Consider the following 13,339-nt stretch of genomic DNA (forward strand, 5'->3'; position numbering starts at 1 on the left):
CTGGGCTGCGCAGCAGCCCCAAAAGGCTGAACCCCATCAACCTGACCCACCAAGGTGACAGGTCTCAGGGCTGCTTCGCACCCCAGCGGGAGCAAGCTCCCTCGCCACAAAAGCGATGGTGTATTTAGTCCATTCTATTTGCCGTCGTGCAGGCGCACGTTCAGTTGATCCACCAGCACCGCCTCTTCGCCGTCGGCGAGCAGCCATTCCCGGAGCAGGTCTTTCTGCTGGTTCGACCAGAAATCGGCCTCCACCAGCTTGATCTCCGGGGCCAGCGGGTGGGCGATGATGAAGTCGTCAATGGCCTTGTCGTCGGAGGGCAGGCCCAGTTGGTCGAACAGGGTCTTGAGTTCGTGGGAAGGTTGTTCCATGGGAGTCTCCTTTGGGTGGGGCGCCGTCGTGACGCCTCGGTGCTTCCCTTTATCTGAGGCAAGCGCTCATCAGGAGTTCGATCGGGCTCAGGCTTTCAAGGCCCCTTCATCCACGGCGGCCTTCAACGCCTTGGCCGCTTCCCTGGCGGCCTCGGCAGCGATCTCCGCGGTCTTGAACCAGCGATCCTTCTCCACTTGGTGGCAACTGACGGTGGTCAAGGGTGGCTTGGCGCGCATAACGATGACGGCCTGGAACTCGCCTTCGACTTCTCTGGCTTCGCCCCGGATAAAAAATTCGCCGATATCAAATTCCGTCACGTCGCGCCTTCTCCTCGAAGTCATGCTATGGGTGCGCGATCCGTCGATGGGCGACGGCTTCGCTGGGCGGGCAGTATGGCAGCAGTTGCCCGTCGGCGGCTGAGTTAAGTCATGGACGGGCATATATAGGCTCAGGCGCTGCGTTCGAGACGCCTGGCCAGGTAGCAGGCTTCGTTATGGTCGGTTCGGAAACCTCTTACACGTCCGGTCGATGTTTCCTCAATGTGAAAAAAACACTTGCCGGCCAAAACGACTCGATAACGCGGTTGTATCAACGAAATGGGCAGGTAATCGCTCCCGTCAAAGGTGTCATCTGTATCAACGATGCAAGGGGCAATGGGGTGGGGCAGGGTCGTGAAAGTGGCCATGTGAATTCCTTTTCTATGGTTTACCGACGAATTGTCGGGTACTTCGAGTAGTCTCCACGCCATCGGCTGCTCTAGAATCGGCAGTGTCGTGTGGACGGTTGCGCCTATCTAAAGCAATTTTTTTTGGGCTCGATGTCAGAAAAATGCTTTTTTAAGTGAGAAATTTCCCTAAAGTTAGTAGTCCCATCTTTTCCGATGCTCAGAGTGGCTTTTTCCTTCAGCCTCTGGCGACCCCCCGGGAAAGACGGCGAGAGCGGCAACCTTTAGTCTGCTCTCGGCCCGGGACAGGGCGCTCCGTTCACTTCGAACTTCAGTTACAGGTCCATTACGACACTACAGTCGGTACGGGTTCTCGTGGTCCGTCCTTTGTGCAGGGCGGGCCTTTTTCAAATGATGGGGATGTTTCCTTGGCAGTAAGTAATCTCGACATGCATGCGTTATTCGTACTTGGTGACCTGCGGGCAAAACTGGTCAAACTCTTCCAGTCACGTTTCGTCTACATCACCGAGCAGACCGCCGAAGGTATCTATGTCGCCGAAATCGACACCGAGTCGGCCCTGGTGGTCGATGACAAGCCCAGGCTGGAGCTCAAGGTCGGTGATCATTTTCGCGCGGCGGTATTGCCCAGCCGCGAAGGTGGCAAGTTTGAAATCCGCTTTCGCGAAATCAAGCTGACGGTCTATGGCCTTGGCGATTACGCTTTCGTCACGACCCCCGGTGGTCAGGCAATTTTGTTCAAGGAAGGCCACAGCGTGGTGACCGTGTTTGCGGCCAACGAACAATTGCAAGAAGGCTTGACCAAGACCCTGAAGGCGGTCACCGCCAAGGCCGCCAAGTGGCGCAAGGGCGAGTTGGTGACCTTCAAGGCCAGCGAGTGACCGCTTCAGGGACGGTGAAAAGCGCGTAGGCAGCGGGCTTGCCGGGGCTGTGCGCCCAAACCGCTGACCGTTTCGCAAGATCTCGCTGGAACCTCGGCTACAGTCAATTGACTGAACTATTCAGGGCTTGCGTTCGGTTACGCAGGGCCGTTCAGCTATTGCTGTATCTGGCATGAGGTGCAAAGCATGAAACGAGTTCGACAGTGGCTGGCTGCCTGGGCCACCTTTGCGGTGTTGGTTTCACCCCTTCCGACGTCGGCCGCCACAGCGCCGATCCACTTTGCCGACTTGAACTGGGAAAGTGGCAGCCTGATCACCGATATCCTGCGGATCATCGTCGAAAAAGGCTACGGGTTGCAGACCGATACATTGCCGGGTACCACCATTACCCTGGAAACCGCCCTGGCCAATAACGACATCCAGGTGATCGGCGAGGAGTGGGCCGGCCGCAGCCCGGTGTGGGTCAAGGCCGAGGCCGAAGGCAAGGTGATCGCCCTGGGCGATACGGTCAAAGGCGCGACGGAAGGTTGGTGGGTGCCCGAATACGTCATCAAGGGCGACCCGGCCAAGGGCATCAAGCCCCTGGCGCCGGACCTGCGCAGTGTAGAAGACCTGGCGCGCTACAAGCATGTGTTCAAGGACCCGGAGAGCCCCGACAAGGGTCGCTTCCTCAACAGCCCCATTGGCTGGACCTCCGAGGTGGTCAACAAACAGAAGCTCAAGGCGTATGGCCTGTCTGACAGCTACGTGAATTTTCGCAGCGGTTCGGGGGCGGCGCTGGATGCGGAAATCAGCTCGACGATCCGCCGGGGCAAGCCGATCCTGTTTTATTACTGGTCGCCCACGCCACTGCTCGGGCGCTTCAAGCTGGTGCAGTTGCAAGAGCCGCCGTTCGATGCCGAGGCCTGGAAAACCCTGACCGACGCCGATAACCCCAACCCGAAGCCGACCCGCTCACTGGCCTCGAAACTGTCGATTGGCGTCTCCGCGCCGTTCCAGAAGCAATACCCGGACATTGCCGAGTTCTTCAGCAAGGTCGATTTGCCCATCGAACCGTTGAACAAGGCCCTGGCCGACATGAGCGAGAAGCGCACGCCCCCCCGTGAAGCTGCCGAGGCGTTCCTCAAGGCCCATCCGCAGGTCTGGCAGGCCTGGTTGCCCAAGGAGGTCGCCGACAAGGTCTCTGCCGGTCTGTAGGGCGGCGCGCGTGCCGGCAGGTTGAACTCTTGATCCTGGGCAATGAGTCATTCGCTGGAAACTGGCAACCTGCGCCCGTCCAGCGAAATGCCAAATTCGAGCTAGGATGATTGTTCAACCTTTTTCAGGAGGCTGGCGAATGACGCTTTTATTGGCTCGGTCGCTGGTCGCAGTTTTTGCGACCATCAGCTTGATTCATATGTATTGGGCCCTGGGTGGGCGGTGGGCGGCCAAGGCTGTGGTGCCTCAGGTGCCGGTGAAGCAGGGGGAGGCGCTGCGACCGGCGTTCGATCCGTCGGGCTGGCTGACCTTGCTGGTGGCCCTGGCGCTGCTGATGGTTGCGCTGCTGGTGTGCCTGCGAGTGGGCCTGCTGGCGCAGCCGGTCACTCATCGGGCGTTGCAGTGGCTGATCAGCGCGATTGCCTTGCTGATGTTCGCCCGGGCCATTGGCGAGTCGGAGCTGGTGGGTTTCTTCAAGGAGGTCAAGGACTCGACCTTTGCCAGGCTCGACACCTGGGTCTACTCGCCGCTGTGCGTGGTGCTTGGGGCAGGGTTGCTGGCGGTGGCCTGGGCCTGAGCCTCTAACGGTGAACGCAACTGTGGCGAGGGAGCTTGCTCCCGCTGGAGGGCGCAGCCCTCCCAAAAAGCTGAGCACAAGTCAGCCTGACACACCGAGGTAACAGGTCTCAGGGCTGCTGCGCAGCCCAGCGGGAGCAAGCTCCCTCGCCACAAAAGCTGTACCGGCTGGAGATATCGGTCAGTCGTTTCGGCGACTGCTCACTTCCGCCGGCACATCATCCCCGGCCATGCGCTTGCGGAACAAGGCTGCCCTGGCCAGGAGCAGGGTGGTCACCGGGACGGTGATGGACAGCAGGATCGGGATCAGCCAGGCATGCAACACCGGCCCGGACTTGAGCGCCGAAAAATACACGATCGAAGCCAGTGCCACGCACCAGGCGCCCAGTGTGGATGCCAGGGCCGGAGGGTGCATGCGCTGGAAATAATCCTTCAGCCGCACCAGGCCGATCGCTCCGGCCAGGGCGAAGAGACTGCCGAGCACCAGCAGGATCACCACTGGGATCTCGACCCACATCGACAGTTCGCCGCTCATTCGATCACCTCGCCACGCAACAGGAACTTGGCCAAGGCAAACGAGCCGACGAAGCCGAACAGGGCGATCAGCAGCGCCGCCTCGAAATAGGTGTCACTGGCATAACGGATGCCCAGCACCAACATCATCAGCATCGCCACGATGTACAGGTAGTCCAGGGCCAATACCCGATCCTGCGCCGAAGGCCCCTTGAACAGCCGCCACAGGGTCAACACCATCGCCAGGGAGAACAGGAACAGGCTCAACAGGATCGCATTGGACAGCAAGGGGCTCATTGGAAAATCTCCATCAACGGGCGCTCGTAGGTGGCCTTGAAATGCGCGATGAATGACGCCTCGTCTTGCAGATCGAACACGTGCATCAGCAGGATGCTGCGGTCCAGGGCCAGTTCCGACCAGACTGTCCCCGGGATCACCGTGGTGATCATCGACAACGCGGCCAGGCCGTTGGCGTCGTGCAGGTCCAGCGGCACCTTGATGAACTGCGAGCGAGGCGGGCGGCGTCCGGCGTTCAGCACCCCCCAGGCCACTGCCACGTTGGACACCAGCACATCACGGCCCACCAGCAGGAACAAGCGCAACACCACCCACGGCCGGCGGATACGGATGGGCCGTGGGCGCAACGGGCGCATCATCAACGGGGCCAGGAAACCCAGTAACGCGCCTAGCAGCAGATGGCCGGCGCTGAGGGACACGTTCAACACCAGCCACAGCAACCACAGCGCCAGGGACAACCACGGGGCGGGAAACAGGCGCTTCATGGTTGCACCTCCCGCAATGCGGTGCGGGTCTCGGGGTTGGGCACGGCGCGGGTGGCGAGTACCGACATCACGTAATGTTCCGGGTTGTTCAGCGCATCGGCAGCGGATTGGGTGTAGCGCAGCAACGGTTCGGCCTTGAAAGTCAGGGCAATGCCCAGGCCCAGCAGCAGGATGATCGGCAGGCATTCGAACGGCCGCAGCAACGGCGATGGGCGTTCCTGGGGCGTCCAGAAACGTTGGATGCCCAGGCGTGAAAAGGCAATCAGCGAGGCCAGCCCCGACAGGATCAACAACGCCAACAAGCCCCACGCCTGATTCGACAGCGGTGCCCCGGCGCTGGCGCCGAGCCCCTGGGGATTGAGCAGGGCGCTGAGCAGGCTCAGCTTGCCGATGAACCCCGACAGCGGCGGCATGCCGATAATCAACAGCGCACAGAAGATAAAGCTCAAGCCAAGGAAGGCCATGGTCCAGGGAATCACCTGCCCGACCACGGCTTTTTGCTCGTCATCGAGGTTGATGCCCTTGGGCGGCTGCAAGGATTCCAGCGGTCGCGGCAACGTGTCGAAGTCGTCGTCCAGGGACAGTTCATTGGCTGAGCGCGAACGTTCGATCAGCTCGGCCAGCAAGAACAGCGCGCACAGTGCCAGGGTCGAACTGACCAGGTAAAACAGCGCCGCGCCCACCAGGTTGGGTTGGGCGAAGCCGATGGCCGACAACAGGATCCCGGCCGAGACCAGGATGCTCAGGCTGGCCATGCGCTCCAGCCGTTGGGCCGCGAGAATGGCAATGGCGGCGCAGACGATCGTTGCCATGCCGCCATAGACCAGCCAGTCGGCGCCGAAATACGCCGAGGCGCCGGCCTGGCCGGAGAACAGCAACGTCCACAGACGCAGGATCGTGTAGACGCCAACCTTGGTCATGATCGCAAACAGCGCCGCCACCGGTGCGCTGGCGGCGCTATAGGCTGGCACCAGCCAGAAGTTCAGCGGCCACATCCCGGCCTTGGCCAGGAACGCCACCGCAAGGATGCCTGCCCCGGCGTGCAGCAAGCCGCGGTCGGCCTCTGGCACCAGCGGGATTTTCAGGGCCAGGTCGGCCATGTTCAACGTGCCGGTGACGCCATAGATCAGCGCTGCGCCGATCAGGAACAACGACGAGGCCAGCAGATTGATGGAAATGTAGTGCAGGCCCGACGACACCCGCGCCCGGCCCGACCCGTGCAGCATCAAGCCGTAGGAGGCCGCCAGCAGCACTTCGAAGAACACGAACAGGTTGAACAGATCCGCCGTCAGGAAGGCGCCGTAGAGGCCCATCAGCTGGATCTGGAACAGCGCATGGAAACTCGCCCCGGCGCGGTCCCAACGGGCCATGGCGAAGAGCAGGGCGCTGACGCCGATGATGCCGGTGAGTACCAGCATCAGCGCCGACAGGCGATCGACCACCAGGACAATGCCGAACGGCGCCTGCCAGTTGCCGGGCAGGTACACACCAATGGACGCGGGCAGGGCCTGGTCCTGGGTCCAGTACAGCAACAGCACGGCGATGCCCAGGCCCAGCAGGCTGGAAAGCAGATTGATCCGTGCCTTGAGCGGGCGGTGTTTCTCGCCCAGCATCAGCATCAACGCGGCGGTCAGCAGCGGCAGCAGGATGGGCGCGGCGATCAGGTGGGGCGTCAATATCATTCCTTGGGCTCCCGACCGTCCACGTGGTCGGTGCCGGTCAGGCCCCGGGACGCCAGCAGCACCACCAGGAACAGCGCGGTCATGGCGAAGCTGATCACGATGGCGGTCAGCACCAGTGCCTGGGGCAGCGGGTCGGTGTAGTGCAGCAGGTCCTGGGGCACGCCGTCCTTGATGATCGGCTCCTTGCCGATGAACAGGCTGCCCATGCTGAAGATGAACAGGTTGACGCCGTAGGACAGCAGGCACAGGCCCATGACCACCTGGAAGGTCCGTGGCCGCAACACCAGCCAGACACCGGAGGCGGCCAGTACGCCGATTGCGATTGCGATGACTTCTTCCATCAGGCGGTGGCTCCTTTGACGGGGGCGACGGGTTTGGCTTGCAGGCCTGGCTTATGGGCCCGTACCGACTGGTGCGCCAGGGCGGTGAGGATCAACAGGGTGGAACCGACCACCACGGCGTACACGCCGATGTCGAAGAACAGCGCGCTGGCGACATGGAGATCACCCAGTAGCGGTAATTCGAAATGCCAGGTGTGGGTGGTCAGGAACGGATAACCCACGGCCATCGATCCCAGGCCCGTGGCGGTGGCGAACAACAGCCCGGTGCCCATCCAGCGCAGCGGCCGCAGGCTCATTTGCGCCTCGACCCACTGGGTGCCGGCCACCATGTATTGCAGGATGAACGCCACCGACATCACCAGCCCGGCCACGAAGCCGCCACCGGGTTGATTGTGGCCGCGCATGAACAGGTAGAACGACACCACCAGGGCAACCGGTAGCAGCAGGCGCACCAGCACCGACGGCACCATCATGAAGCCCAATGCGGTGTCGCTGGCATGGCGCGGGTTGACCAGGTCGGTGACCACGTCCGGCGCCAGCAGGCGCTGTTGTGCTGGCAACTGCATGCTTTCCTTCGGTGGGCGGAAACGCCGCAGCAGGGCGAACACCGCCAGGGCCACCGCCACCAGCACGGTGATTTCCCCGAGGGTGTCGAAGCCCCGGAAGTCCACCAGCATCACGTTCACCACATTGCTGCCGCCACCTTCGGGCAGGGCACGGCTCAAGTAGAACGAAGAGATGTCGTTAGGCGTCTGGCGCGTGAGCATCGCATAGGACAACAGCGCCATGCCGCCGCCGACGGCGATGGACAGCAGCAAGTCCCGCAGGCGCCGGATACGCGCGCGCCGCTCGCTGTTGGGCAGCGGCGAGACGTCCTCGATCCGCCGTGGCAGCCAGCGCAGGCCCAGCAGGATCAGCACGGTGGTAACCACTTCCACCACCAGTTGCGTCAAGGCCAGGTCGGGGGCGGAGAACCAGACGAAGGTCACGCAGGTCATCAGGCCGCAGACGCTGACCATGGTCAGGGCCGCGAGCCGGTGGTACTTGGCCTGCCAGGCCGCGCCCAGGGCACAGGCGATCGCCAGCAGCCACAGGGTGACGAAGACGATGGAACCGGGGATCTTCGGCCGGTCGCCCCAGACCAGCGTGCTGTGCAGCATCGGGATCAGCCCGGCCAATACCGCCGCCAGCACCAGGAAAAAAAGTTGGGCTTGCAGGCGCCGGGTACTGATCTTGCGCTCCAACCGCCGGCCCTGGCGCATCATCAGTACCAGGCAGCGCTCGAACAAGCGCTTGCCGCTGAGCCGGCCAATGAACGGCGGGTGCTTGATGTGCCCTTGCCGGAGCTGTTTGCGCAGCAACAGGTACAGGACGATGCCGCCGGACATGGCCACCAGGCTCATGATCATCGGTGCGTTCAGGCCGTGCCAGATCGCCAGGCTGTAGTCGGGCAGTGTGCCGCCCACCACCGGCAACGCGGCGGCCGCGAGCAACGAGCCGACCACCTGGGCCGGAAAAATCCCCACCAACAGGCAGGTGAACACCAACAGTTCCACCGGCGCGCGCATCCAGCGCGGTGGTTCGTGGGGGGTATGGGGCAGGTCGGTGGCGGTGGGGCCGAAGAACACATCCACGGTGAACCGCAGGGAGTAGGCGACGCTGAAGGTCCCGGCGATGGTGGCGATGATCGGCAGCGCCAGCTCGACCCAGGCCGTGGCGGAAATGAACACGGTCTCGGCGAAGAACATTTCCTTGGACAGGAAACCATTGAGCAGCGGTACCCCGGCCATCGCCGCGCTGGCGACCATGGCCAGGGTCGCGGTGAACGGAATCAGCCGCACCAGGCCGCTGAGCTTGCGAATGTCCCGGGTGCCGCTTTCGTGGTCGATGATCCCGGCGGCCATGAACAGCGACGCCTTGAATGTGGCGTGGTTGAGGATATGGAACACCGCCGCCACGGCCGCCAGTGGACTGTTCAGGCCCAGCAGCAGGGTGATCAGCCCGAGGTGACTGATGGTGGAGTAGGCCAGCAGGCCCTTGAGGTCGTTCTGGAACATCGCGCAGTAGGCGCCCAGCAGCAACGTACAGGCCCCCGCGCCGCCGACGATGTAGAACCACTCTTCGCTGCCCGACAGCGACGGCCATAACCGCGCCAGCAGGAACACCCCGGCCTTGACCATGGTGGCCGAGTGTAGATACGCCGACACCGGCGTGGGGGCGGCCATGGCATGGGGCAGCCAGAAGTGGAACGGAAACTGGGCGCTTTTGCTCAAGGCGCCGATCAGGATCAGTGGTAACAGGATGGGGTAGAGGGCATGGGCACGGATCAGGTCGCCGGCGGCCAGGACCTTGTCCAGCTCATAGCTGCCCACCACATGGCCGAGCAGCATCACCCCGGCCAATAGGCAAAGCCCGCCGGCGCCGGTCACCATCAACGCCATGTAGGCACCGCGTCGAGCGTCGGCGCGGTGGTGCCAGTAGCCGATCAGCAGGAACGAGAACAGGCTGGTCAGTTCCCAGAAAAACACCATCTGGATCAGGTTGCCGGAGATCACCAGTCCGAGCATGGCGCCCATGAACGCCAGGAAAAATGCGAAGAAACGCGGCACCGGATCATCCGGCGACATGTAGTAGCGGGCGTACAGCGACACCAGCGTGCCGATGCCCAGCACCAGCAACGAAAACAGCCAGGCGAAGCCGTCCAGGCGTAATACGAAATCCAGGCCCAGGCTGGGCAACCAGGTGTAGTGCTCACGGATCACGCCGCCGTCGGCGATCTGCGGGTACAGCAAGGCCACCTGAACCGTGCCGGCCAGGGCGACGAGGCCGGCCAGCAGTGATTCGGCGTTACGGGCGTTATGCGGCAGCAGCGCCGCGACACAGCTGCCGATGAAGGGCAAAAGCAATAGAACTATCAGTGACATAGGCTTCTATTCGGCGGGAGGTTGTGAGGGATCATACGTGGCGTATTCCCGATCACCAACCGTGAGGGTGTCGCAGAATCCTACAAGGTAGGTGGAGTTTTCTGACTTTGCGCCATACACATCACCCGTGGCGAGGGAGCTTGCTCCCGCTGGGCTGCGCAGCAGCCCCAAAAACCAGGCAACTCGGTGTGCCAGGAAGATTGAGTTAACTGATTTAGGGCCGCTGCGCGCCCCAGCGGGAGCAAGCTCCCTCGCCACAGGTTCCATCACCATTGCAGGTGACCGGCCTCACTGCTCGCGCTCAAGCGCCTCATCCACCTCGACAACACCTTTGCCGCGGGTCTTCAGCTCACTGACGATCACCGCCGCCACGATCAGTGCCGCGCCGAACAAGGCAATCGCCGGCAACCGCTCGCCCGCCAGGCGCCCGGCGATGCCGGCCCACACTGGCTCACCGGCATAGATCAGCGTGGCGCGGGTCGGCGAGACGCTTTTCTGTGCCCAGTTCATCGCCACCTGGATCGCTGCGCTGGCGGCGCCCAAGCCCACGGCGCTGACCAGCAGCAACATGGAAAAATCCGGAATCTTTTCCTGGGTCGGCACCACCATCAGGAAGGCCAGCACCGCCGTGCTTGCCAGTTGCACCACGGTCACCCGGCGCACATCGACCTGGCCGGCATAGGCGCTGATCAGGATGATTTCGGCGGCAATCGCGATGGCGCTGATCAACGTGGCGATTTCACCGGGGCTGAAGTTCAGCGAGGCCCCGGCCGGCCCCGACACCAGCATCAGCCCGGTAAACGCCAGCATGATGCCGATGCTCGGCATCAAGCCCGGTCGACGGCCCAACACCAGCCATTGCAGCAACGGCACGAATGGCACGTAGAGCGCGGTGATGAACGCCGATTGGCTGCTGGGGATGGTTTGCAGGCCGACGGTCTGCAGGCCGTAGCCGAGCATGATCGCCACACCGATAAAGCACCCGGCCTTGAGTTCTAAGAAGGTCAGGTCCCGCAGATGCCGCCAGGAAAACAGCGCGACAAACGCGGCCGCGGCGGCAAAGCGCAGGCCGACGAAAAACATCGGCCCGCTGACCGTCATGGCATGCTGCACCAAGAGGAACGTCCCGCCCCAGATCATGGTAATCAGCACCAGCACGCATTCGGCCTTGCTGAACCTTGAGAAACGGGAAGAAACTTGCGGGGAGTTCACCGATGCCATGACCTTGCGCGCCACTTGAGGCGGACGCACAATGCGCCCGAAGTTGGGCAGTATAATGCGCAACCCAGCCATGTGAGCAATATAGTGCACAAAGAATCCGGCCAGCGGGCGTCCGTCCTGCAACACGTCAGCCAGAACGTCCGTCGTCTGCGGCATGCCGCCGAGCTCAGCCAGACGGCGCTGGCCGAGCTGTCGGGGGTCAGCCGGCGGATGCTGGTCGCCATCGAGGCGGGCGAAAAGAATGTCAGCCTGACCACTCTGGACCGGGTCGCCGAAGCCCTCGACGTGGCCTTCAGCGACTTGATCCAGGCCCCCGACGCCCGCGACCCGAGCCGCATCAACGAACTGGCCTGGGCCGGGACCATTGCCGGCAGCAAAGCCATTTTGCTCGCCAAGGCCACCGCCAGCCGTGAGGTCGAACTCTGGGAGTGGCGCCTGGAGCCCGGCGAGCATTACCCTTCAGAGCCCGACGCCGACGGTTGGAGCGAGCAGCTCTATGTCTTCGAGGGCTGCCTGACCCTGCTGTTGGGCAGCGAGGAGCGCCGGATTGGCGCCGGTGAGTTCTTCATGTTCGCCAGCAACCAGCCCCATGCCTATCGCAACGATGGCCCGGTGGCGGCGAGATTCGTACGCAACGTAGTGATTTGATTCCTGGAGAGCGGTATGGACACAGCGCTGGAGCGACATGAGCAGGGCATCACCCGGGAGGCCGATATCCTGATCATCGGCGGCGGCCTGAGCGGTGCCATGCTCGCCGCGCAGCTGCTGCGCCTGCCGGGCCGGCGTGAGGTGCTGATTGTCGAACCGCGCAGTGAACTGGGCCGGGGCGAGGCCTACAGTGCCGTGGAGCTGGGGCACACCTTGAACGGCAACGCCGCGCGGATGAGCGTCGACCCGGACAACGCCGATGACCTGACTCAATGGCTCACTGCGTTCATCGAAGCCGGCGGCTGGCCCGAGTCGGATCAGCAGCACGTGCCGATCAGCGAGTTGTTCCCGCCCCGGGGGATGTTTGGCCTCTATGTGCAGCAACGGCTGGCCGAGGCCCGTGAGTTGGGCGCACGAAACGGTTCGACCGCCGAGCACGTGCGTGGGGAGGCCGTGGACCTGCGGGTTGCTGACGATGCCGTAATGCTGACGCTGGATGACGGCCAGGTCCTGCGCGGGCGTTTCGCGGTACTGGCCACCGGCATGTTCCCGGCGGCGCGCACCCCGCAAACCGAATCCAGCGGCTTGAATGCCGCGGCCCTGGACCCTTGGGATGTGGCTGCGATGCGCCAGCTCGATCCGCAGTCCACGGTGCTGATCATCGGCTCGGGACTGACGATGGTCGATGCCGTCGTGTCCCTGGAGCAGGCCGGGCACCGTGGGCCGATCGAAGTCTTTTCCCGCCATGGTTTGTTGCCCCATGTGCGCCGCCAACCACCTGCCTGGGTGGATTTTCTCGCCGACGATCACAGCCTGCGGTCGCCACGCCAGTTGATGCGGGCCCTGCGCGAGCAATGCCGTCAGGCCAAGGCCCAAGGCGTCGATTGGCAGGCTCCGTTGGACACGGTGCGCGCGCACATCGGGCGCTTGTGGAACCAAGCCAGCGATGTGCAACGCCGGCAGTTCGTCCGCCATGTACGGCCATGGTGGGAGAGCCATCACCATCGTTCGCCACCGCTGAGCGCCGAACTGGTGGCACGTTTGCACGAAGAAGGGCGGTTGCGGATTCAGGCAGCGTCATTCAAAGGATTGGCAGCGTCTGCCGATGGATTGGTGGCCATTAGCGTTCGCCGACGGGGCGAGGCTGAACTGGAAGTGGTGCAGGGCGCCGCGCTGATCAACTCCAGCGGCATTGAATATGATTGGCGCCGGGTTGCACGGCCGTTGCCGAAACAGCTATTGGCCCGTGGACTGATCCAGCCCGGGCCGCTGGCCCTGGGCATTGCTGCGCGTGCTGACGGTGCGGTGTTGGATGCCAAAGGCGAGCCTGCCGATCACCTGTTCGCCATGGGCCCGCCACTGCGGGGGATGTGGTGGGAAAGCACCGCCGTGACTGATGTGGCGAGCCAGGCCAAGGCGTTGGCGGGGCGGTTGGTTGGTGCAGCTTCAAGGTAAAGTTGAAGGTGGCCCCATGAGCACAATGAAGGGGCGAAAGTTTTCTTACGGAGCCCACCACCTTG

The 13,339-nt window shown here is 63.1% G+C and carries 15 protein-coding genes; 5 read left to right on the forward strand and 10 right to left on the reverse strand.

Going from position 1 to position 13,339, the window contains the following annotated elements; all coding sequences use genetic code 11:
* Positions 1 to 134: 134 nt before the first annotated feature.
* From Q7F16_RS23730 to Q7F16_RS23740, 3 genes are all read right to left on the reverse strand, one after another.
* The gene (locus Q7F16_RS23730; protein ID WP_014337880.1) at positions 135 to 371 is read right to left on the reverse strand and encodes a DUF2789 family protein; all 237 of its coding nucleotides are present in this window, start codon (positions 369 to 371) and stop codon (positions 135 to 137) included.
* A gap of 87 nt (positions 372 to 458) precedes the next feature.
* Positions 459 to 689 carry a hypothetical protein gene (locus Q7F16_RS23735; RefSeq protein WP_003202853.1) on the reverse strand — a complete coding sequence of 77 codons (231 nt, stop codon included), beginning with the start codon at positions 687 to 689 and terminating at the stop codon, positions 459 to 461.
* 131 nt (positions 690 to 820) lie between these two features.
* The gene (locus Q7F16_RS23740) at positions 821 to 1,057 is read right to left on the reverse strand and encodes a hypothetical protein (protein ID WP_409556576.1); all 237 of its coding nucleotides are present in this window, start codon (positions 1,055 to 1,057) and stop codon (positions 821 to 823) included.
* A 428-nt stretch (positions 1,058 to 1,485) separates the two neighbouring features.
* On the opposite strand from Q7F16_RS23740, the gene Q7F16_RS23745 reads away from it, so the two are divergent.
* The 3 genes from Q7F16_RS23745 to Q7F16_RS23755 all read left to right on the forward strand — a co-directional run bounded on the left by Q7F16_RS23745 (position 1,486) and on the right by Q7F16_RS23755 (position 3,709).
* Positions 1,486 to 1,935 (forward strand): hypothetical protein, encoded by a 450-nt coding sequence (locus tag Q7F16_RS23745; RefSeq protein WP_003202850.1) that lies wholly within the window; start codon positions 1,486 to 1,488, stop codon positions 1,933 to 1,935.
* A 186-nt stretch (positions 1,936 to 2,121) separates the two neighbouring features.
* Positions 2,122 to 3,132, forward strand: a complete 1,011-nt coding sequence (locus Q7F16_RS23750) for an ABC transporter substrate-binding protein (RefSeq protein WP_014337882.1) — start codon at positions 2,122 to 2,124, stop codon at positions 3,130 to 3,132.
* A 139-nt stretch (positions 3,133 to 3,271) separates the two neighbouring features.
* Complete coding sequence (locus tag Q7F16_RS23755) at positions 3,272 to 3,709, forward strand: DUF3995 domain-containing protein (RefSeq protein ID WP_046063994.1); 438 nt, start codon at positions 3,272 to 3,274, stop codon at positions 3,707 to 3,709.
* Positions 3,710 to 3,889: 180 nt separating this feature from the next.
* Here the strand turns inward: Q7F16_RS23755 and Q7F16_RS23760 are convergent, their stop codons facing one another.
* From Q7F16_RS23760 to Q7F16_RS23790, 7 genes are all read right to left on the reverse strand, one after another.
* Positions 3,890 to 4,243, reverse strand: a complete 354-nt coding sequence (locus Q7F16_RS23760) for a Na+/H+ antiporter subunit G (RefSeq protein WP_409556577.1) — start codon at positions 4,241 to 4,243, stop codon at positions 3,890 to 3,892.
* Positions 4,240 to 4,518 carry a K+/H+ antiporter subunit F gene (locus Q7F16_RS23765; RefSeq protein WP_003202841.1) on the reverse strand — a complete coding sequence of 93 codons (279 nt, stop codon included), beginning with the start codon at positions 4,516 to 4,518 and terminating at the stop codon, positions 4,240 to 4,242. Before Q7F16_RS23765 ends, Q7F16_RS23760 begins: the two co-directional genes overlap by 4 nt.
* On the reverse strand, positions 4,515 to 5,003 hold the full coding sequence (locus Q7F16_RS23770; protein ID WP_409556578.1) for a Na+/H+ antiporter subunit E: 489 nt from the start codon (positions 5,001 to 5,003) through the stop codon (positions 4,515 to 4,517). Before Q7F16_RS23770 ends, Q7F16_RS23765 begins: the two co-directional genes overlap by 4 nt.
* The gene (locus Q7F16_RS23775; protein WP_409556579.1) at positions 5,000 to 6,685 is read right to left on the reverse strand and encodes a monovalent cation/H+ antiporter subunit D; all 1,686 of its coding nucleotides are present in this window, start codon (positions 6,683 to 6,685) and stop codon (positions 5,000 to 5,002) included. Before Q7F16_RS23775 ends, Q7F16_RS23770 begins: the two co-directional genes overlap by 4 nt.
* A complete protein-coding gene (locus Q7F16_RS23780) occupies positions 6,682 to 7,026 on the reverse strand; it encodes a Na+/H+ antiporter subunit C (protein WP_003202835.1) in 345 nt (114 codons plus the stop codon). Before Q7F16_RS23780 ends, Q7F16_RS23775 begins: the two co-directional genes overlap by 4 nt.
* Positions 7,026 to 9,950 carry a monovalent cation/H+ antiporter subunit A gene (locus tag Q7F16_RS23785; protein ID WP_409556580.1) on the reverse strand — a complete coding sequence of 975 codons (2,925 nt, stop codon included), beginning with the start codon at positions 9,948 to 9,950 and terminating at the stop codon, positions 7,026 to 7,028. The genes Q7F16_RS23780 and Q7F16_RS23785 overlap by 1 nt, the downstream gene beginning before the upstream one ends.
* 288 nt (positions 9,951 to 10,238) lie before the next feature.
* Positions 10,239 to 11,243 carry a DMT family transporter gene (locus Q7F16_RS23790; RefSeq protein ID WP_409556656.1) on the reverse strand — a complete coding sequence of 335 codons (1,005 nt, stop codon included), beginning with the start codon at positions 11,241 to 11,243 and terminating at the stop codon, positions 10,239 to 10,241.
* A gap of 12 nt (positions 11,244 to 11,255) precedes the next feature.
* On the opposite strand from Q7F16_RS23790, the gene Q7F16_RS23795 reads away from it, so the two are divergent.
* Together Q7F16_RS23795 and Q7F16_RS23800 are read left to right on the forward strand one after the other, a co-directional pair.
* Positions 11,256 to 11,819 (forward strand): helix-turn-helix domain-containing protein, encoded by a 564-nt coding sequence (locus Q7F16_RS23795; protein ID WP_079302325.1) that lies wholly within the window; start codon positions 11,256 to 11,258, stop codon positions 11,817 to 11,819.
* A gap of 15 nt (positions 11,820 to 11,834) precedes the next feature.
* Entirely contained in the window at positions 11,835 to 13,274 is a 1,440-nt protein-coding gene (locus Q7F16_RS23800) for an FAD/NAD(P)-binding protein (RefSeq protein ID WP_409556581.1), read from the forward strand.
* The last annotated feature ends 65 nt before the right edge of the window (positions 13,275 to 13,339 follow it).

Source organism: Pseudomonas sp. Lb2C2, from assembly GCF_052112205.1.
In the GTDB taxonomy this organism is placed as follows: Bacteria; Pseudomonadota; Gammaproteobacteria; order Pseudomonadales; family Pseudomonadaceae; genus Aquipseudomonas; species Aquipseudomonas kilonensis.

Coding starts and splice junctions, on each gene's coding strand:
- Q7F16_RS23730 (WP_014337880.1), bottom strand. CDS start 371: ATGGAACAACCTTCCCACGAACTCAAGACCCTGTTCGACCAACTGGGC.
- Q7F16_RS23740 (WP_409556576.1), bottom strand. CDS start 1,057: ATGGCCACTTTCACGACCCTGCCCCACCCCATTGCCCCTTGCATCGTT.
- Q7F16_RS23745 (WP_003202850.1), top strand. CDS start 1,486: ATGCATGCGTTATTCGTACTTGGTGACCTGCGGGCAAAACTGGTCAAA.
- Q7F16_RS23750 (WP_014337882.1), top strand. CDS start 2,122: ATGAAACGAGTTCGACAGTGGCTGGCTGCCTGGGCCACCTTTGCGGTG.
- Q7F16_RS23755 (WP_046063994.1), top strand. CDS start 3,272: ATGACGCTTTTATTGGCTCGGTCGCTGGTCGCAGTTTTTGCGACCATC.
- Q7F16_RS23760 (WP_409556577.1), bottom strand. CDS start 4,243: ATGAGCGGCGAACTGTCGATGTGGGTCGAGATCCCAGTGGTGATCCTG.
- Q7F16_RS23765 (WP_003202841.1), bottom strand. CDS start 4,518: ATGAGCCCCTTGCTGTCCAATGCGATCCTGTTGAGCCTGTTCCTGTTC.
- Q7F16_RS23770 (WP_409556578.1), bottom strand. CDS start 5,003: ATGAAGCGCCTGTTTCCCGCCCCGTGGTTGTCCCTGGCGCTGTGGTTG.
- Q7F16_RS23775 (WP_409556579.1), bottom strand. CDS start 6,685: ATGATATTGACGCCCCACCTGATCGCCGCGCCCATCCTGCTGCCGCTG.
- Q7F16_RS23780 (WP_003202835.1), bottom strand. CDS start 7,026: ATGGAAGAAGTCATCGCAATCGCAATCGGCGTACTGGCCGCCTCCGGT.
- Q7F16_RS23785 (WP_409556580.1), bottom strand. CDS start 9,950: ATGTCACTGATAGTTCTATTGCTTTTGCCCTTCATCGGCAGCTGTGTC.
- Q7F16_RS23790 (WP_409556656.1), bottom strand. CDS start 11,243: ATGGCTGGGTTGCGCATTATACTGCCCAACTTCGGGCGCATTGTGCGT.
- Q7F16_RS23800 (WP_409556581.1), top strand. CDS start 11,835: ATGGACACAGCGCTGGAGCGACATGAGCAGGGCATCACCCGGGAGGCC.